Origin of the sequence: Mesorhizobium sp. LMG17149, assembly GCF_024518695.1 — a bacterium.
Taxonomy (GTDB): domain Bacteria; phylum Pseudomonadota; class Alphaproteobacteria; order Rhizobiales; family Rhizobiaceae; genus Mesorhizobium.
The window spans coordinates 74,591-91,962 of sequence record NZ_JANIFL010000017.1 but is presented as its reverse complement, the minus strand read 5'-3'; the positions used below and the strand labels follow the sequence as shown (position 1 = coordinate 91,962).

Here is a 17,372-nt window from a genome sequence, read left to right as displayed (position 1 = left end):
AAAGGGAACCAGACGGGAGGAAAAAATGGCATTCTTCAGAAGCAGTGGCGATCGCGTGCCGAGCGCTATCGAGGCAATGGCGGTCGAAGCACGCGCGGGTCGTGTCGATCGGCGCGAGTTCCTGGCGCTGGCAAGCGCCTTCGGCGCATCGACGGCGCTTGCCTACGCCATGATCGGCCTTGCCGTGCCGGATCGGGCCTTGGCCGAAGAGCCGAAGAAAGGCGGAACGCTGCGCGTCTCGATGTCGGTGAAGGGGCAGAAGGATCCGCGCACCTACGACTGGGTTGAGCTGGCGAACATTTCGCGCTGCTGGCTGGAGCCGCTTGTCCGCTATACTAGGCAGTTCACCTTCGAGCCGGTTCTGCTCGAAAGTTGGGATATCAATGACGACGCCACCGAATACGTGCTGCATGTGCGCAAGGGCATCACATGGAACAATGGCGATGCCTTCAACGCCGATGACGTCGCTCACAATCTGACGCGCTGGTGCGAGAAGAATGTCGCCGGCAATTCCATGGCCGCCCGTGTCGGCGCGCTGATCGACGCAAAGACCGGCAAGGCCAGGGATGGCGCGATCACCAAGGTCGACGACAACACGGTCAAGCTGAAGCTAAGCGAACCAGACATTTCACTGATCCCGAATTTCACCGACTATCCGGCGCTCGTCGTGCATCGCAACTTCGATGCCGACGGTGCCGATCCGATCAAGAAGCCGATCGGCACGGGACCGTTCGAACTGGTCTCCTACGATGTCGGCCAGAAGGCGGTCGTCAAGCGTCGCGAGAATGGCAAATGGTGGGGTGGTGAAGCGCCGCTCGACAGCGTCGAGTTCATCGACTACGGCACCGATTTCAACGCCACCGTGAACGCGTTCGAATCCGGTGAGATCGACCTCAATTTCGAGTCGCCCGCCGACTTCATCGACATTCTCGACAAGATGGACCTGGTGAAATCGGAGGTGGCGACGGCGACGACGCTGGTTGCCCGCACCAACATCACCCACAAGCCTTATGACGACAAGCGGGTGCGCAACGCCCTGCAAATGGCCGTCGACAACAATGCGGTCCTCCAACTCGGCTATGCCGGGCGAGGCACCCCTGGCGAAAACCACCACGTTGCCCCGATCCATCCGGAATACTATCCGCTGCCCAAGAAGACACGCGACGCCGCCGGCGCCAAGAAGCTGATGGCGGAAGCCGGACAGGCTGACTTCGAGCATGAGCTGATCACCATCGAGGACGATTGGCAGAAGAATACCGGCGACGCCATTGCCGGCCAGCTGCGCGATGCCGGGATCAAGGTGAAGCGCACGGTACTGCCAGGTTCGACCTTCTGGAACGACTGGACGAAATATCCCTATTCGATGACGATCTGGTACATGCGCCCGCTTGGCGTCCAGGTGCTGGCGCTCGGCTATCGCACCGGCGAGGCCTGGAATGAATCGGCATATTCCAACCCCGATTTCGACGCCAAGCTCAAGCAGGCGCTATCGCTCATCGACGTGGAGAAACGACGCGAGGTCATGAAGGATGTCGAGCAGATCCTGCAGGATTCGGGCGTCATTATTCAGCCGTTCTGGCAGAAGCTCTACAGCCACCAGAACAAGAAGGTGAAGAACTACGGTGTCCACCAGACATTCGAGATGGACCTTCAGAACGTCTGGCTGGACGGCTGAAACAAGGCGCGGCAGGACTTCATGAGCCGCAAAAAAGCCGATATGCAGGATGCGTGGTATTGATAGGCTCAAGCCATCAAAAGCCGGAGATTCTGCATGAGACTGACAGTGCTCGTTGCCGCCCTTTCGATAGCCCTGCCGGCCGTCGCCGTCGCCGGACCGGCGTCCGACGCGGTGAAGTTCTTCTATGTCCCGGCGGTCAAGTTCGAGGCCGACGAACAATATCGGGACCGGTTCACCGAACCGGTCACGAAACTGTTCGAGCTGAACGACCAGGCAACGAAGACGAACCCGGATCAGGTCGCCTGCATCGATTTCGATCCTGGTCTCGACGCCCAGGATTTCGATCAGAAAACCGTCTCGAAAACGCTGAAACTGTCTGAGAAGCTGGATGGCGATAACGCACAGGTCACGGCATCCTTCAGCTTGTTTTCGGAAGGCGATGATTCCAAACGTGAAATGCTCTGGTCGCTCAAGAAGATCGACGGCAAGTGGAAGATATCGGACATCGCTTCCAAGACCAGCGACTGGACGCTCAGCGCGCTGGAATGCATGGCCGGCCAGACGCCGGAGTGAAGCGATGGCCCATCGCCGGTTCCTGGCGCTGTCGGGTGTGTGCCTGCTGGCGGCTCTGAGCGGCGCCGCCGCGCAAGGCCTGTTGGGTGCGCCGCCGGCAGACGCCCCGGCCGGCACCCAGCCGGGCGACAGCGGGGCACCGCCCGCGAATGCGCCGGGCGGAGCGGCGGAACCGGCCACGCCGCCGGTGGGATGGTCGCCAGCCGAAGCCGCGCCCGCCGCACCGATCCAGCCGGGCTCGCCGACCGCCGTGGTGCGGCCGTTTTACGATCAGGTCGGACTGGAGATCGATCCGGCCGAGCGAAGCCATTTCATCGACCCGGCCAAAACCGTGCTCGACAAGAGCGACGCGTTGCGCAAATCCGGGCAGGGCGAGTGCCTCGACCCCAACATGGCGCTCGACAATGCCGATTACGACAAGGCCGAGATCGACAAGAGCCTGAAGACGCTCGAGGCGATCAACGGCGACCAGGCCAAGGTCATCGTCGCCTTCGTCATATCGGGCAACCCGCACCGGCTGGAATGGAAATTCAAGAGGGTCGACGGCGACTGGAAGATATCGGACCTATTGTCGGTGACCGGCGAATGGGCACTCAGCCAGTATCAGTGCGAATGAACCGGCGATGAAGCTTTGCTTTTCGCTAGCCATCGTGCTGGTCGGACTCGGCGTTGCCGGGGGCGTGTTCGACTGGCACATCGGCACGATACTGGTCGCTCGCCAGCCGCGGCAAGCTCTGGCAGCGCCTGGCGACTTCTCCGTCGAGCGCGTCGTACTCGACCAGGCCGATGCGCCCGAGCTTGTCGGCTGGGTAGCCGATCGAAAGGGCAGTTGCGGTGCGATTGTGCTGCTACATGGGCGCGGCGCCAACAGGCTGGCCTTGGTTCAAAGGGCGAAGCTCTTGTTCGACGCTGGCTATTCCGTTGTCTTGTTCGACCTCTCCGGTCATGGAGAGAGCGGTGGCGCCGTTCAGGGCTTCGGGTATTCGGAAGGCCCGGACGCCGCCCGTATTATTACCTTTGCTCGGCAACGCTTTCCAGGCCAGAAGCTTGGCGCCATCGGCTCGTCGCTTGGCGCCGCCGCACTTGTCTTTGCCGCGCCGCAAGCGCCTGCCGATGCCTATGTGCTGGAGCAGCTCTACGCAACCTTGCGCGAAACCACAGCGTGGCGAATGCCTTTCCACTTCTGGCGCGGTTTCCAAGCCGATGTCCTTTTGGCACAGATGCCGCTTCGTCTCGGGTTGAGCGCCGATGATGTCAAGCCGGTCGACCATCTTGCTGCTATCGGCAAGCCGCTGATGCTGCTTGCAGGCAGCAACGACCCTTTCATCGATCATGGACAGGTGCTGGCGCTGCAGAATGCTGCCGTTGGTTCACAACTCGTCTGGTTTGGAGGCGCAGGCCATGTCGATCTGCTGCGCTACGACCAACTGCGCTACAGCGATGCTATCTTTTCCTTTCTTGCAACAAAGCTCTGCCGGACGGGTGCCATCCATGGTTGACGTTCGCTCAACCCCGCCCGCGATAAGGCGCTACCCCGGTGTCCGGCAGCCATGCGCCTTCGGGCGGAGCGCCGGTTTGCCAGAACACATCGATCGGAATGCCGCCGCGTGGATACCAATAGCCGCCTATGCGCAACCACAGCGGCTTGGTTGCCGCCACGATGCGGCGGCCGATCATGACGGTGCAGTCTTCATGGAAGGCGCCATGGTTGCGGAACGAGGTCATGAACAGCTTGAGCGACTTCGATTCCACCAGAGCCGCGTCGGGTGCATAGTCGATGACGATATGGGCGAAGTCCGGCTGGCCGGTGACTGGGCACAGCGAGGTGAATTCCGGGCAGGTGAAGCGCACGATCGCCGGCGGGCCGTCGCCGCGCGAAAACGGTACGGTCTCCAGGACCGCTGCTTCGGGGCTTTGTGGCGTCTCGACGTGCGCGCCGAGTTGGGTGAGGGTTTTGGTGTCGATCATGGGCGCTATCCTTGTCGCATGCGCCCGGAGTGCGTGCGGGACGACATGCTTGAAAACGAATTTTGCCGCTCATTAGCACAATTTGAAACCGCAGGAAGACGATGACCAGCAACGATCCGCTTCTCCAGCCCTACCAGCTCAAACACCTGACGCTGAAGAACCGGGTCATGTCGACCAGCCATGAGCCGGCCTATTCCGAGGACGGCATGCCGAAACAGCGATACCGGCTCTACCATGCCGAGAAGGCCAAGGGCGGCATGGCGCTGACCATGACCGCCGGCTCGGCGATCGTCTCGCGCGACAGCCCGGCCGCTTTCGGCAATCTGCACGTCTATGACGACAGGATCGTGCCATGGCTGGCCGAGCTCGCTGACGCCTGCCACGAGCACGACTGCAAGGTGATGATCCAGATCACCCATCTCGGCCGCCGTACCGGCTGGAACAAGGCCGACTGGCTGCCGGTGCTCTCGGCCTCGCCGGTACGTGAGCCGGCGCATCGCGCATTCCCGAAGACGATCGAGGACTGGGACATTGAGCGCATCGTCGCCGACTATGCTTCGGCCGCCCAGCGCTGCGAGGCCGCCGGCCTCGACGGCATCGAGTTCGAATCCTACGGCCATCTGATGGACGGCTTCTGGTCGCCAGCCACCAATCATCGCGACGACGAATTCGGCGGCTCGCTGGACAATCGCCTGCGCTTTACCAACATGGTGCTCGATGCCGTGCGGGCAGCCGTCGGCGACAAATTCGTCGTCGGCATCCGCATGGTCGCCGACGAAGATTTCGAAAAAGGCCTGTCGAAGGCGGAGGGGATCGAAATCGCCAGGCGGCTGGCGGGCTCCGGCAAGGTCGATTTCCTCAACATCATTCGGGGCTCGATCGAGAGCGATGCGGCGCTGACCAAGGTCATCCCGGTGACCGGCATGCGCTCTTCGCCGCATCTCGATTTCGCCGGAGAGGTGAGGGCGGCGACGAAATTCCCGACCTTCCACGCGGCGCGCATATCCGACGTGGCCACCGCACGCCACGCCATCGCCACCGGCAAGCTCGACATGGTCGGCATGACCCGCGCCCATATCGCCGATCCGCACATCATCAAAAAAGTGATGGAGGGGCGCGAGCATGAGATCCGCCCGTGCGTGGGCGCCACCTATTGTCTCGACCGCATTTATGAGGGCGGCGAAGCGCTTTGCGTCCACAATGCCGCGACCGGCCGCGAGGCCGAAATCCCGCATATCATCGTCAAGACCGAAGGACCGAAGCAGAAAATCGTGGTCGTCGGGGCCGGCGCCGGCGGGCTGGAGGTTGCGCGGGTCGCAGCCGAGCGTGGCCACAAGGTGATGGTGCTTGAAGCATCGAGCCAAGCCGGCGGCCAGGTGCGATTGGCGACGCAGAACCCGCGCCGCAAGGAGCTGATCGGCATCATCGACTGGCGGCTGGCCGAACTCGACCGGCTCGGCGTCGAGATCCGCTACGACACCTGGGCGGAAAAAGACGATGTCCTGGCGCTGTCGCCCGATGTGGTGGTGGTCGCCACCGGCGGCCTGCCGCAGAACCCGCCGCTGACATCAGGCGACAACCTTGTCACCTCGAGTTGGGACATCATGGCCGGCAGCGTCAAGCCGGCCGAAAATGTGCTGCTCTATGACGACAATGGCGGCCATCAGGGCATGGGCGCCGCCGAACTGATCGCCAATGCCGGCTCGAAACTCGAGCTTGTATCGCCGGAGCGTTTCTTTGCCCCGGAAATGGGCGGCATGAACCATGTGCCCTATATCAGGGCCTTCCAGGAAAAGGGCGTCACCATCACCATCAACACGCGGCTGCGTTCGGTGCGGCGTGAGGGCAACCAGCTGATCGCAGAGCTGGCTTCGGATTTCGCCGATGGCTGGCGCGGCGAGCGCAGGGTCGACCAGGTGGTGGTCGAGCACGGTACGCTACCGCTCGACGATCTATACCTCTTGCTGAAGCCGCTGTCGAAGAATGGCGGCGCGGTCGACTACGAGCGTCTGGTGAGCGGTGGCGACATCTTTCCCAAGCGCAATCCAGAAGGCGGCTTTGTTCTGTTCCGCATTGGCGACGCGGTCGCCTCGCGCAACATTCATGCCGCCATCTATGACGGCATCAGGTTCGGCTTGCGGATCTGAAATTAGCTATCGCCAGGATCGGTAGCGCGCGGCCGAAGCTTCCTGCAAGAGCCCTTAGACTGGACTTTCCCTGTCGTACTTGTAACGATCTAGGGTGATCCAAACGCTTGGGATCAGTTTCATTCTACTGCAAGTCTGCAGGGAAATCGCGAAGCAGTGCGTCTTCTGCCGAGAAAAGTTGACGAAAACCTAAGAAAGTCCGGGGGGACAAGTTGACCACAGAAGATCTGTTCGTTCCGCGCCAGACCAATACGGCGCTCTACATGCAGCTATACGAGGCTGGATATCCGGTTGCCGATATCGCCCGGGTGCAAAAGGCGTATCGTGTGTGTTGCGCGATGTTCAACGGCCGCTACCGCAAGACAGGACGGCCGTTCATCTGCCATGCGGTGGGAGCTGCGTCATCGGCCGCGCATTTCGATAAAAGCGTCGATCTTGTCCTGGCCGCGATGTTTCACGCTGCCTACGACAGCGGCCACTATCCGGACGGAAAGTCCAGCAGGCGCACCGATGCACACCGCAGATGGCTGGAGCAAATAATCGGTCCCCGGGTTGAAGGTCTTGTCGCCCGCCTGGTCGGACTGAAATTCGATACCGGAGACCCCGAGCGCCTTGTGGATGCCGGTGTGCCGGCCGGCGACGAGGACATCTTGTTCCTAGTGCTTGCCCATGAGGTGGATGACCTGGCGGACGGAGGATTGGCGTTTGCGCCCAAATACGGTCAGTCCATACGATCGAGGGTTGCTGCCTGTGCCACTCTGGCGAGGTATCTGGGCCGCGAAAATCTTGCCGTCACCATCGAAGGTTACGGTGCCCGCTACGAGACGATGGCGTGGGCTGCTCCCCTCCAGGAGACGAAGCTGATTGGCTTTCAGATTACGCCAAATTTACGCACATACATCAAATTGCGTCGCCACAAGTTACGCGGCGAATCAGTCGAGGTGCTTTGACACCTTGCTGGTCCCGCGATGCGCAATCCGCTGAGAAGTGGCCGTCCTTGCCGGCTCAGTCGTCATAGCCCTGGATTGCCCCAAAGCTGTAACGGCGCAGCTTCAGCGCGGTGATCAAATTGGTCAGCTTCGTCTTGCCGTCGAAACCGTCCTGGAACATTTCGTCATGCATCAGCAGGATCAGCTTGCCGGGCTTGACGAAGCGGCCATAGCCGAACAGGTGATCGATCTCGCTGACCAGATGATCGACGCTCTGCACCGGCTCGCCGTTGTCCTTGTGCACCCATTCATGGTCCCAGCCGTAGAGATAGAAGCCTGAGGCCGCGACAAACTCGTAGTCGGGCTCTTCACGCCCCTCCTGGGCGAGCCCAAGCGAGGTGTCGTTCTTCGACATGGAGGGCAGCCTGAACACGTCGCGCCCCGGTAGCCTTGCATGCACCACGGGCTTCAACCCGAGCACCGCGTTTGCCCTTACCATGTCGGCGACGACACCTTCGGTGTCGCCGTAGAAATGCCGGTAGTGATTGTAGGCATGGCTGTAGCTGTGGTTGCCGAGCGTCACCAGAGGAAGCTGCCTGGCGCGCTGGACGAGCGCTCTGTTGGCGGCGCTCGCCTGTGCGTGCATGCCGACCATGAATAGGGTTGCAGGAACCTGCTCGGCTTCCAGCACATCGAGGATGTTGCTTGTGCCGTTCAGCGGCCCATCGTCGAAGGTAAGATAGATTATGCGATCGGCCCCTTGGGCGGGAACCGCAAAAATCAAAAGCGCCGCCAGCACAAACCGAAACGGTGTCATCAGCCCCGATATCCGGTTGCGATCACGACAAGGCCGCCATCTTCACACGCGGTTGTCAAGGCGAGCCGGTGCATGTCGCCCAAAGTGCGCAGCGGTTTTGGGACAACGATATGCACGAACAAAAAAGCAACCTATCCCAGGCTTCCTTGCAGCACCGTCAGCTTGGCCTTCTTGGGCATGCGGGCGGTCAGCCATTCCAGCGCCTTGTCGTGCGGCATCGGGAAGGCGATGGAGTAGCCCTGCACCTGGTCGCAGCCGATCGCCATCAGCGAATCGAGCTCGGCCTCGGTTTCGGCGCCCTCTGCGACGATCGAGATGCCAAGGCCACGCGCCAGCTCGGTGATGGCGCGGACGATCTTCGAGTTGTCGCCATTCTCATGGATGTTCTGGACGAAGCGGCGATCGATCTTCAGCCGGTCGATCTCGTTCGGGTTGACATGGCTGAGCGAAGCATAGCCGGTGCCGAAATCATCGAGTTCGAGATGGACGCCGGCTGCCCGGATGTGCCGCAGCTTGGCCGCGATGCCCGTCTTTTCGTCATCGAGGATGACGGATTCGACGATTTCCAGCGACAATTTCTGCGGCGGCAGCCCGGCCTTTTCCAGCGTCTCGAACAAGAACGCATCGAAATCGTGCTCGCGCAGCTCGGTGCCGGAAACATTGACTGCAAGCCGTCCGAAGGCAATGCCGGCGCGATTCCATTCGGCCGCCTCGTTGATCGCCTTGGTGATGACGATGCGGCCGATCTCGGGCATGAAGCCGCATTTCTCGGCGACCGGAATGAACTCGCCGGGCGGGATCATGCCGCGCTCCGCATGGTTCCAGCGCACCAGCGCCTCGATGCCGCTGATCGTGCCGTGGGTCAGTGAGACCTGCGGCTGGAAATAGACCTGGAACGCCCGCTCGGCGATGGCGACCTTGATGTCGTGCTCGAGCTGCTTGCGATAGTCGAGTTCGCGGCGCAGCTCCTCGGAGAAGAAGGAGAAGTTGCCGCCGCCAAGCTTCTTGGCGGAGTAAAGCGCCAGATCGGCGTGGACCAGCAAATCCCCGGCATTGTCGGCGTCGATCGGATAGACCGCGATGCCGGCGCTGGCGCCTGGGAGAATGGTCGTGCCCTGGAAGACGATCGGCTCGTTGATATGTGCCAGGATGCGTCGCGCCAGCATATTGATGTCTTCGGTGCCGCCGGCGCCGCCGAGGATCATGACGAACTCGTCGCCGCCCAGGCGCACGCACAGATCCGACGCCCGGCAGGAATCGCGCATGCGCTGTGCCGTCACGACCAGCACATAGTCGCCGGCGGCGTGGCCGAGCGTATCGTTGATCTGCTTGAATCGGTCGAGATCGAGCTGGACGACGGCAAGGCGTTCGCGACGCCGGTGCGTGCCCTTGATCAGCGTGTCGAAATGATCGGTCAGGAACGTGCGGTTGTGCAGGCCGGTAAGGCCGTCATGCACCGCGATGAAGGCCATGGAATTGCGCGCGTCGATCAATTCATGCGTCTTGCGCAGGATGGCGTTCGACATCGGCCTGAAGATGAAGAGCGCCACCAGTATGATGACGCCGATTGTGGCGTAGAACAGAGTGCGATGGAGAGCGAGCAGCTTCTCGGAGCGGTCGTCGGCGTCGGCAGTGATGCGCTGGCCAAGCGCGGCGTAGCCCGACAAGGTCGCATTGGCGACGGAGGCGTCGAGATTGACGCGTTCGTCACCGCCTTTGTAACCGCCATTGCCGCTGAATTGCGATTCATAGGCCGAGATCAGGCGGTCGCCATTGGCGATCAGCCCGACCGAGAAATAGTCGAGGTGGAAGGGCTTGGCGAAAAGGACGCTTTCGATCGACTTCGGGTCAAGCTTGGCCGGCGATTGCGGATCGGCTCCCGTCTGATCGAGCAGCAGGTCGTAGTTCGTCTCGAACTCCGCCGTTGCCTGCTTGAGCGCGCTGACCAGCGCCGGTTGCTTGTCGCGTGAGCCGGCGCCCGTTGCACCGGCAAGGAAGACGATGCGCTGCGACAGCGTCTTTTGTGTGCTGACGATGTCGAGCAAGGTGTGATTGTGCTGTTGGGTGGCCATCATCTGCTGCAGCAGGATGAAGGAGGCGATCACCATGGCCGCAATGATCAGCAGGGCCAGCCAATAGCCGGCCTTGATCAGCAGTATGAGCTTGCCTGAAACGGTTTGCACCGGCTGCTGCGACATTTTCGGGGGCGGCCCTCTCGCCTACGGATTCTTGCCTAAAGATTCTTGTATGAGCACCATTGAACTGCAAACGTTAACAGGACCGGAAATCGACGGCTGCCCGGCGAGGGGCGGCTGTCGAAAGATCGCGAAATGGTTATCGGCTCGTTTAGCGCCGTACCGGCATTTGAGCGGTCATCGGCCAGAACCCTTGTCGCGGCGTCGTTTCCGCCGCCGCATGATGATCGACATCGGGGCGGCATCGTGCTGCTTGCCACCGATCCGGTCGTTTTTGCGATGGATTTTTCACGCGGACGAGACGACAGTCAGCCCACATCAAACGAGGCCGACCATGACCGCAGCATTCCTCTCCCACATCGACAGCGAGCTCGCGGGGCTCAAATCGGCAGGCCTCTACAAGTCGGAGCGGGTGATCACTTCGACGCAGTCGGCCGAGATCGAGGTCGGCGGCGACAAGGTGCTGAATTTCTGTGCCAACAACTATCTCGGCCTCGCCGATAGCGCCGATTTGCGCAATGCTGCCAAGCAGGCGCTCGACCGCTATGGCTACGGCATGGCATCGGTGCGCTTTATCTGCGGCACCCAGGAAGAGCACAAGCAGCTCGAATCCACGATTTCCTCTTTCCTCGGCATGGAAGACACCATCCTCTACGGCTCCTGTTTCGATGCCAATGGCGGCCTGTTCGAGACGCTGCTGGGCGAGGAAGACGCCATTATCTCGGATGCCTTGAATCATGCCTCGATCATCGATGGCGTGCGGCTGTCGAAGGCCAAACGTTTCCGCTACGCCAACAACGACATGGCCGATCTCGAGGCGCGACTGAAGGAAGCCCGGGACTGCCGCTTCCGGTTGATCGCCACCGACGGCGTGTTTTCGATGGATGGCATCATCGCCAATCTCAGGGGTGTCTGCGACCTCGCCGAGAAATACGACGCCATGGTGATGGTCGACGACAGCCATGCCGTCGGCCTCGTCGGCCGGAACGGCCGCGGCTCGGCCGAACATTGCGGCGTCGAGGGCAGGGTCGACATCATCACCGGCACGCTCGGCAAGGCGCTTGGCGGGGCCTCCGGTGGCTACACCTCGGGCAAAGGCCAGGTGGTCGACTGGCTGCGCCAGCGCTCACGGCCGTATCTCTTCTCCAACACGCTCATGCCGGCGATCGCCGGCGCTTCGATCAAGGTGTTCGAACTGATCAAGGACGGCGATGGGCTGCGCAGCAAACTCTACGACAATGCGGCGCGCTTCCGGTCGCAGATGGGCAAGCTCGGCTTCACGCTGGCCGGAGCCGATCATCCGATCATACCGGTGATGCTGGGTGATGCCAGCCTGGCGCAGGAGATGGCCGCGCGCATGCTGAAGCGCGGCATTTACGTTATCGGCTTCTCCTTCCCGGTGGTGCCGAAAGGGCAGGCCCGCATCCGCACGCAGATGTCGGCGGCGCATTCCAGTGCGGATATTGACAGGGCGGTCGAGGCGTTTGCCGCCGTCGGGCGCGAACTCGGGGTCATTTCCTGAAAGGCTGGAATCGAAAAGCGATTCCGGATCAAGAGATTCAAGGGACAAAAGCATGTCGAACATGATGAAGGCGCTGGTGAAGGCCAAGGCCGAACCAGGCATCTGGATGGAAGAGGTGCCGGTGCCGGAGATCGGCCCCAACGACGTGCTGATCAAGATCAAGAAGACGGCGATCTGCGGCACCGACGTGCACATCTACAATTGGGACCAGTGGGCGCAGAAGACGGTGCCGGTGCCGATGGTGACCGGCCATGAATTCGTCGGCACGGTCGCAGATTTCGGCGCCGCGGTCACCGAATACAAGGTCGGCCAGCGCGTGTCGGGCGAAGGCCACATCGTCTGCGGCCATTGCCGCAACTGTCGCGCCGGGCGAGGGCATCTGTGCCGCAACACGCTCGGCGTCGGCGTCAACCGTCCTGGCGCCTTCGGCGAGTATCTGGCGATCCCGCAGCACAATGTCGTGCCGATCCCCGATGATGTGCCCGACGAGATCGCCGCGATCTTCGACCCGCTGGGCAATGCCGTCCACACCGCACTCTCCTTCGATCTGGTTGGCGAAGATGTGCTGGTGACCGGCGCCGGGCCGATCGGCATCATGGGCGCGCTCGTCGCGCAATGCGTCGGCGCGCGCAAAGTGGTCATCACCGACATCAACCCGGTGCGGCTGGCGCTGGCCAAGAAACTCGGCGTCCAGCATGTCGTCGACGCCTCGAAGGAAAAGCTGCGCGACGTCATGCCGGTGCTCGGCATGACCGAGGGATTCGACGTCGGCCTCGAAATGTCGGGCGCCGCCCCCGCTTTCCGCGACATGATCGACACCATGAACAATGGCGGCAAGATCGCCATTCTGGGCATCGCGCCGACCGGCTTCGAGATCGACTGGAACAAGGTCATCTTCAAGATGCTGCATCTCAAGGGCATCTACGGCCGCGAGATGTTCGAAACCTGGTACAAGATGATCGCGCTTGTGCAGGGCCCGCTGGATGTCTCCGGCCTGATCACCCACCGCATCGGCATCGACGATTTTCAGGCCGGCTTCGATGCGATGCGCAGCGGCAGTTCCGGCAAGGTGGTGATGGACTGGTAGATGCCGCCTAGCGCAGGATTCTGTTTTTCATCAGCCATTTCACGGAGCGGGGCCATGCGTGGTTCGCACCCATGCGAAGATCGGTAAACCCCTCCGAAACATGTCTCCCGGTTTCGGCGTCAAGGATGCGAATGAACATAGTATGTTCCGTTCGGTTGACGCGCGTTACGACGCCAAGCAAGGCAAGCGACGCGCCGTGCTCCTTGGCAGTCGGTCCTTCACAACCAGCGCAGTTGCGCAATCCGTGCGGCGCAGCAGCCTGTGTATCCCTCGCCGGCACATCAATTACTGTAAAGCGCCCAGACTGGGAGAGCATGTCCTTTGCAACTTGTGCCGATTCCGACAGATAGCGCCTGTCATATTCATCCGGGGGAATTATTCCCGCCCCGGCGCTCTTGTCCTCCAATTCGAAAGGGAACACTTCGATCGACATCGGCTTTGTCTGCTGGGCCTGCGCAAATGTGCAGGTGCCTACAAGTAGCGTCACCAGGACACTTAATGCGCGAATGCTCATCGTAGTCCTCCCGTCGGTGTAATGGGCATTATACGCGGCTTGACAACGCAAATCACGAACAAATCGAAGGCAATGCTATGCTTTGGCTGCGGTGGGAGCTCCCACGCAGTCTCGCTCGAACTCCGTCGTTCAGAGTGATTGGCTTGATCTTGGACTAACCCTTGCTCGGGACCAGACTGGTCTCCAATGCAGCCAGTCCGCTGGTGATCGCCTTGCGCTCTTCAGCGCTGAGCCTTGCCAGCAAATCCCGTTCGAACGCCTTGGCCAGCGGCACCATCTCGCGATAGGCGGCAAGCCCCGTTCCGGTCAGCGTCAGATGTTCGATACGGCGGTCTTTTTCGTCCGGCTTTCGCGTCAGCCAGCGACGCCGTTCGAGCTCGGCGACAGCGCGCGAAACCTTTGTCTTGTGCATGGCCGATTGCTCACCGATTGCAGACGCCGTCATCGTTCCATGCTGCCCCAGCCCCGAAAGGGTGCGCCATTCCGGCCGCGTCAGGCCGTGGCTATCCTTGTAAATCCGCGAAAATTCGCGGCTGACGGCGTCGGCAAGCCGGTAGAGCCGGTAGGGCAGGAAATTTTCCAGATTGAGAATTTCAGGCGCGTCGGACGCTTCGCTCTTGATCGCCATTTTTCAAAGCCGCCATTGATGGTTACATTTTCAATGGTTACAAATGAAACCAGTTTGGTCAATTGAGATCCATTCCGGGGAGGAAGCGATGGCCTTTTCCTACATGCCGGGCTTCGGCAACGACTTCGAAACCGAGACGCTGCCCGGCTCGCTGCCGCAGGGACGGAATTCGCCGCAGCGGCCGGCCTACGGTCTTTACGCCGAACAGCTTTCCGGCTCTCCCTTCACCGCGCCGCGCGGCACCAATGAGCGCTCCTGGCTGTACCGCATCCGACCGAGCGTCAAGCACACTGGCCGCTTCAAGCCGGCGAATTATCCCTTGTGGAAGAGCGCGCCCAATGTCGGCGACCATGAGTTGGCGCTTGGGCAATACCGCTGGAATCCGGTGCCGATGCCGAAGGAGCCGACCGATTTCATTCAGGGCATGCGCAGCATCACCACATCAGGCGACGTGCTCGGCCAGACCGGCATGGCGGCACATGTCTATGTCGCCAACCGCTCGATGGTCGACGACCATTTCTTCAACTCCGACGGTGAATTGCTGGTCGTGCCGCAGGTCGGCGCATTGCGCTTCGTCACCGAGATGGGCGTCATTGAGCTGCGGCCCGGCGAGATCGCGGTGCTGCCACGCGGTCTGGTCTTCAAGGTCGAGCTGGTCGACAAGGAAGTGCGCGGCTACGTCTGCGAGAACTACGGCGCCAAGTTGACGCTGCCCGACCGCGGCCCGATCGGCGCCAACTGCCTGGCCAATCCGCGCGATTTCAAGACGCCTTGCGCCTGGTTCGAGGAGAAGGAAACGCCGTGCCGGCTGACGGTGAAATGGTGCGGCAATTTCCATGTCACCGAGATCGGCCATTCGCCGCTGGACGTCGTTGCCTGGCACGGCAATTACGCCCCCTACAAATATGATCTGGCTACCTTTTCGCCTGTCGGCGCGCTGCTGTTCGACCATCCCGACCCGTCCATCTTCACTGTGCTGACGGCACCCAGCGGCGAGGAGGGCACGGCCAATATCGACTTCGTCATCTTCCCGCCACGCTGGCTGGTGGCCGAAGATACCTTCCGGCCGCCCTGGTACCACCGCAACATCATGAGCGAGTTCATGGGCCTGATCCATGGCCAGTACGACGCCAAGGAAGAAGGCTTTGTGCCCGGCGGCATCAGTCTGCACAATCTGATGCTGGCCCATGGACCGGATGCGCCTGGCTTCGAAAAGGCCTCGCGCGCGGACCTGAAACCGGTCAAGCTCGACAACACCATGGCGTTCATGTTCGAGACCCGATTTCCGCAGATGCTGACCCGCTACGGCGCCGAACTCGAAACCCGGCAGGACAATTACATCGACTGCTGGGCGGATCTGAAGAAGCGTTTCAACGGCACGCCCGAGGGCGACTGGTCTTGAGCACCGAGCCAATGCCGGATCGGCTGGTGCTTTTGGGCTCGAAGGGCGGCCCTGCGCTGCGGCCAGGCGGTCCGTGGCCGAGTTCGTCGCTGCTGCAGATCGGAGGCCGCAGCATCGTCGTCGACTGCGGGCTTGGCGTGACGCGCGGTCTGGTCGACGCGGGCATCGGCCTGAAGGCGCTCGACCTGATCTTCATCACGCATCTGCACTCCGACCATGTCCTGGAACTGGGGCCGTTGATCCACACCGCCTGGACGGCGGGTCTGGCCACGCCCGTCGGCGTCTTCGGTCCGCCCGGCACTGGCCACTACTGGCGGCGCTTTTGCCAGGCGATGGAGTTCGATATCGAAATCCGCATCGTCGACGAGGGCCGGCCGGATATTCGAGGCCTGGTTTCGATCGTCGAATTCGGGGAAGGCCAGGTACTCGAGCAGGGCGGCTTGACGGTTTCGGCGCTGCGCGTCGAGCATCCGCCGGTGACCGACTGTTTTGCCCTGCGCTTCGAACACGGCGGGAAAAGCGTGGTGTTCTCCGCTGACACGGTCTTTTATCCGCCGCTCGCGGAGTTCGCCCGGAGTGCGGATATCCTCGTCCATGAAGCCATGCTGGAGGAAGGCATCGAGCGGCTGGTGGCCAGGACCGGCAATGGCGCGCGGCTGAAAGACCACCTGCTCGCCAGCCACAGCTTTGCCGAAGAGGCCGGCAGCATCGCCAGCGATGCCGGCGTCAAGAGACTGGTGCTCAATCATCTCATTCCGGCCGACGATCCCGGGATCGGCGAGGCCGATTGGACTGCCGCTGTCAGGAAAACATGGGCCGGCGACTTGACGATCGCCCGCGACGGTCTTGTTGTGGGCTTAAGCAGCGCCAAAGCTGCAGCAGGAGAGGAAACCGCATGAAGCTTGCCACATTGAAGGACGGGACGCGCGATGGAAAACTCGTCGTCGTCTCGCGCGACCTGACACGCTTCACAGACGCCTCGTTCCTGGTGCGCACGCTACAGGCGGCGCTCGACGACTGGCGCCGCATCGCCCCGCATCTCGCGACAATAGCGGAATCGCTTGAGAACAATGCGATGCCGGCGGAGCGCTTCCACGAGCATGACGCCCACTCGCCGCTGCCGCGCGCCTATCAATGGGCCGACGGCTCGGCTTATGTGAATCATGTCGAACTGGTGCGCAAAGCGCGCGGCGCCGAGATGCCTGCGAGCTTCTGGACCGACCCGCTGATCTACCAGGGCGGCTCAGATTCTTTCATTCCGCCACGCGATCCGATCCGCATGGCTGACGAAGCCTTCGGCATCGACATGGAAGGCGAAGTCGCCGTCATTGTCGACGACGTGCCGATGGGCGCCAGTGTCGATGAGGCGCGCGCGGCGATCCGGCTGGTCATGCTGGTCAATGACGTCACGCTGCGCGCTCTCACCGGACCGGAACTGGCCAAAGGTTTCGGGTTTTTCCAGTCAAAACCGTCCTCGGCGTTTTCGCCTGTCGCGGTCACGCCGGACGAACTGGGTGACGCCTGGGACGGCGGCAAGGTCAGCCTGCCGCTGCTCGCCGATCTCAACGGCAAGCCGTTCGGCCGCGCCAATACCGGTATCGACATGACCTTCGATTTTCCGGCGCTGATCGTTCACGCAGCAAGGACACGGCCATTGGCGGCCGGCACGATCATCGGCTCGGGGACCGTCTCCAACAAGCTCGACGGCGGGCCGGGCAAGCCTGTTTCGGCCGGTGGCGCTGGCTATTCCTGCATCGCCGAACTGCGCATGATCGAGACCATTGTGTCAGGCGAACCCAAAACGCCGTTCCTGCGCTTCGGCGACACGGTGCGCATCGAGATGAAGGACAAAACCGGGCATTCTATCTTCGGCGCCATTGAGCAGAAGGTCGAGAAATACGAGAGGTAAGGG

At 61.7% G+C, this 17,372-nt stretch carries 16 protein-coding genes; 11 read left to right on the top strand and 5 right to left on the bottom strand.

Annotated elements, in window-relative coordinates; all coding sequences use genetic code 11:
* Window positions 1-25: 25 nt before the first annotated feature.
* From NP945_RS30505 to NP945_RS30490, 4 genes are all read left to right on the top strand, one after another.
* The gene (locus tag NP945_RS30505; protein WP_128308610.1) at window positions 26-1,675 is read left to right on the top strand and encodes an ABC transporter substrate-binding protein; all 1,650 of its coding nucleotides are present in this window, start codon (window positions 26-28) and stop codon (window positions 1,673-1,675) included.
* A gap of 96 nt (window positions 1,676-1,771) precedes the next feature.
* Window positions 1,772-2,251 carry a DUF3828 domain-containing protein gene (locus NP945_RS30500; RefSeq protein WP_256748380.1) on the top strand — a complete coding sequence of 160 codons (480 nt, stop codon included), beginning with the start codon at window positions 1,772-1,774 and terminating at the stop codon, window positions 2,249-2,251.
* 4 nt (window positions 2,252-2,255) lie between these two features.
* Complete coding sequence (locus NP945_RS30495; protein ID WP_256748379.1) at window positions 2,256-2,867, top strand: hypothetical protein; 612 nt, start codon at window positions 2,256-2,258, stop codon at window positions 2,865-2,867.
* A gap of 7 nt (window positions 2,868-2,874) precedes the next feature.
* Complete coding sequence (locus tag NP945_RS30490; protein WP_127272152.1) at window positions 2,875-3,750, top strand: alpha/beta hydrolase; 876 nt, start codon at window positions 2,875-2,877, stop codon at window positions 3,748-3,750.
* A 7-nt stretch (window positions 3,751-3,757) separates the two neighbouring features.
* Here NP945_RS30490 and queF read toward each other — a convergent pair whose 3' ends face one another.
* Entirely contained in the window at window positions 3,758-4,219 is a 462-nt protein-coding gene (gene queF, locus NP945_RS30485; protein WP_010915503.1) for a preQ(1) synthase, read from the bottom strand.
* A 101-nt stretch (window positions 4,220-4,320) separates the two neighbouring features.
* Here queF and NP945_RS30480 point away from each other — a divergent pair, with 101 nt between their 5' ends.
* Both NP945_RS30480 and NP945_RS30475 read left to right on the top strand, forming a co-directional pair.
* On the top strand, window positions 4,321-6,366 hold the full coding sequence (locus tag NP945_RS30480) for an NADH:flavin oxidoreductase (RefSeq protein WP_256748378.1): 2,046 nt from the start codon (window positions 4,321-4,323) through the stop codon (window positions 6,364-6,366).
* A 212-nt stretch (window positions 6,367-6,578) separates the two neighbouring features.
* Window positions 6,579-7,316 carry a hypothetical protein gene (locus NP945_RS30475; RefSeq protein WP_256748377.1) on the top strand — a complete coding sequence of 246 codons (738 nt, stop codon included), beginning with the start codon at window positions 6,579-6,581 and terminating at the stop codon, window positions 7,314-7,316.
* Window positions 7,317-7,371: 55 nt separating this feature from the next.
* Here NP945_RS30475 and NP945_RS30470 read toward each other — a convergent pair whose 3' ends face one another.
* Window positions 7,372-8,112 (bottom strand): polysaccharide deacetylase family protein, encoded by a 741-nt coding sequence (locus tag NP945_RS30470; RefSeq protein WP_256748376.1) that lies wholly within the window; start codon window positions 8,110-8,112, stop codon window positions 7,372-7,374.
* A 131-nt stretch (window positions 8,113-8,243) separates the two neighbouring features.
* The gene (locus NP945_RS30465) at window positions 8,244-10,310 is read right to left on the bottom strand and encodes a bifunctional diguanylate cyclase/phosphodiesterase (RefSeq protein WP_306283336.1); all 2,067 of its coding nucleotides are present in this window, start codon (window positions 10,308-10,310) and stop codon (window positions 8,244-8,246) included.
* A 331-nt stretch (window positions 10,311-10,641) separates the two neighbouring features.
* Between NP945_RS30465 and NP945_RS30460 the strand changes: the two genes are divergently transcribed.
* Together NP945_RS30460 and tdh are read left to right on the top strand one after the other, a co-directional pair.
* Entirely contained in the window at window positions 10,642-11,829 is a 1,188-nt protein-coding gene (locus NP945_RS30460; protein WP_256748374.1) for a glycine C-acetyltransferase, read from the top strand.
* A 52-nt stretch (window positions 11,830-11,881) separates the two neighbouring features.
* Window positions 11,882-12,916 carry an L-threonine 3-dehydrogenase gene (tdh, locus tag NP945_RS30455; RefSeq protein ID WP_013533376.1) on the top strand — a complete coding sequence of 345 codons (1,035 nt, stop codon included), beginning with the start codon at window positions 11,882-11,884 and terminating at the stop codon, window positions 12,914-12,916.
* Between the two features lie 7 nt (window positions 12,917-12,923).
* Here tdh and NP945_RS30450 read toward each other — a convergent pair whose 3' ends face one another.
* Together NP945_RS30450 and NP945_RS30445 are read right to left on the bottom strand one after the other, a co-directional pair.
* Window positions 12,924-13,430: a DUF2380 domain-containing protein gene (locus tag NP945_RS30450; protein WP_256748373.1), complete on the bottom strand. Its 507-nt coding sequence runs from the start codon at window positions 13,428-13,430 to the stop codon at window positions 12,924-12,926.
* 154 nt (window positions 13,431-13,584) lie between these two features.
* Window positions 13,585-14,058 carry a MarR family winged helix-turn-helix transcriptional regulator gene (locus NP945_RS30445; RefSeq protein WP_256748372.1) on the bottom strand — a complete coding sequence of 158 codons (474 nt, stop codon included), beginning with the start codon at window positions 14,056-14,058 and terminating at the stop codon, window positions 13,585-13,587.
* 88 nt (window positions 14,059-14,146) lie between these two features.
* On the opposite strand from NP945_RS30445, the gene hmgA reads away from it, so the two are divergent.
* From hmgA to NP945_RS30430, 3 genes are read left to right on the top strand one after another with little or no spacing between them, the layout of a single operon-like run.
* Window positions 14,147-15,460, top strand: coding sequence for a homogentisate 1,2-dioxygenase (gene hmgA / locus NP945_RS30440; RefSeq protein WP_256748371.1), 1,314 nt, complete (start codon window positions 14,147-14,149; stop codon window positions 15,458-15,460).
* Between the two features lie 11 nt (window positions 15,461-15,471).
* Window positions 15,472-16,359: an MBL fold metallo-hydrolase gene (locus NP945_RS30435; RefSeq protein ID WP_189526191.1), complete on the top strand. Its 888-nt coding sequence runs from the start codon at window positions 15,472-15,474 to the stop codon at window positions 16,357-16,359.
* Window positions 16,356-17,369 (top strand): fumarylacetoacetate hydrolase family protein, encoded by a 1,014-nt coding sequence (locus NP945_RS30430; RefSeq protein ID WP_256748370.1) that lies wholly within the window; start codon window positions 16,356-16,358, stop codon window positions 17,367-17,369. Before NP945_RS30435 ends, NP945_RS30430 begins: the two co-directional genes overlap by 4 nt.
* Window positions 17,370-17,372: the final 3 nt, after the last annotated feature.

Excerpts from the sequence above, each read along its gene's own strand:
- NP945_RS30505 (WP_128308610.1), top strand. The coding sequence starts at position 26 with ATGGCATTCTTCAGAAGCAGTGGCGATCGCGTGCCGAGCGCTATCGAG.
- NP945_RS30500 (WP_256748380.1), top strand. The coding sequence starts at position 1,772 with ATGAGACTGACAGTGCTCGTTGCCGCCCTTTCGATAGCCCTGCCGGCC.
- NP945_RS30495 (WP_256748379.1), top strand. The coding sequence starts at position 2,256 with ATGGCCCATCGCCGGTTCCTGGCGCTGTCGGGTGTGTGCCTGCTGGCG.
- NP945_RS30490 (WP_127272152.1), top strand. The coding sequence starts at position 2,875 with ATGAAGCTTTGCTTTTCGCTAGCCATCGTGCTGGTCGGACTCGGCGTT.
- queF (WP_010915503.1), bottom strand. The coding sequence starts at position 4,219 with ATGATCGACACCAAAACCCTCACCCAACTCGGCGCGCACGTCGAGACG.
- NP945_RS30480 (WP_256748378.1), top strand. The coding sequence starts at position 4,321 with ATGACCAGCAACGATCCGCTTCTCCAGCCCTACCAGCTCAAACACCTG.
- NP945_RS30470 (WP_256748376.1), bottom strand. The coding sequence starts at position 8,112 with ATGACACCGTTTCGGTTTGTGCTGGCGGCGCTTTTGATTTTTGCGGTT.
- NP945_RS30465 (WP_306283336.1), bottom strand. The coding sequence starts at position 10,310 with ATGTCGCAGCAGCCGGTGCAAACCGTTTCAGGCAAGCTCATACTGCTG.
- NP945_RS30460 (WP_256748374.1), top strand. The coding sequence starts at position 10,642 with ATGACCGCAGCATTCCTCTCCCACATCGACAGCGAGCTCGCGGGGCTC.
- tdh (WP_013533376.1), top strand. The coding sequence starts at position 11,882 with ATGTCGAACATGATGAAGGCGCTGGTGAAGGCCAAGGCCGAACCAGGC.
- NP945_RS30450 (WP_256748373.1), bottom strand. The coding sequence starts at position 13,430 with ATGAGCATTCGCGCATTAAGTGTCCTGGTGACGCTACTTGTAGGCACC.
- NP945_RS30445 (WP_256748372.1), bottom strand. The coding sequence starts at position 14,058 with ATGGCGATCAAGAGCGAAGCGTCCGACGCGCCTGAAATTCTCAATCTG.
- hmgA (WP_256748371.1), top strand. The coding sequence starts at position 14,147 with ATGGCCTTTTCCTACATGCCGGGCTTCGGCAACGACTTCGAAACCGAG.
- NP945_RS30435 (WP_189526191.1), top strand. The coding sequence starts at position 15,472 with ATGCCGGATCGGCTGGTGCTTTTGGGCTCGAAGGGCGGCCCTGCGCTG.
- NP945_RS30430 (WP_256748370.1), top strand. The coding sequence starts at position 16,356 with ATGAAGCTTGCCACATTGAAGGACGGGACGCGCGATGGAAAACTCGTC.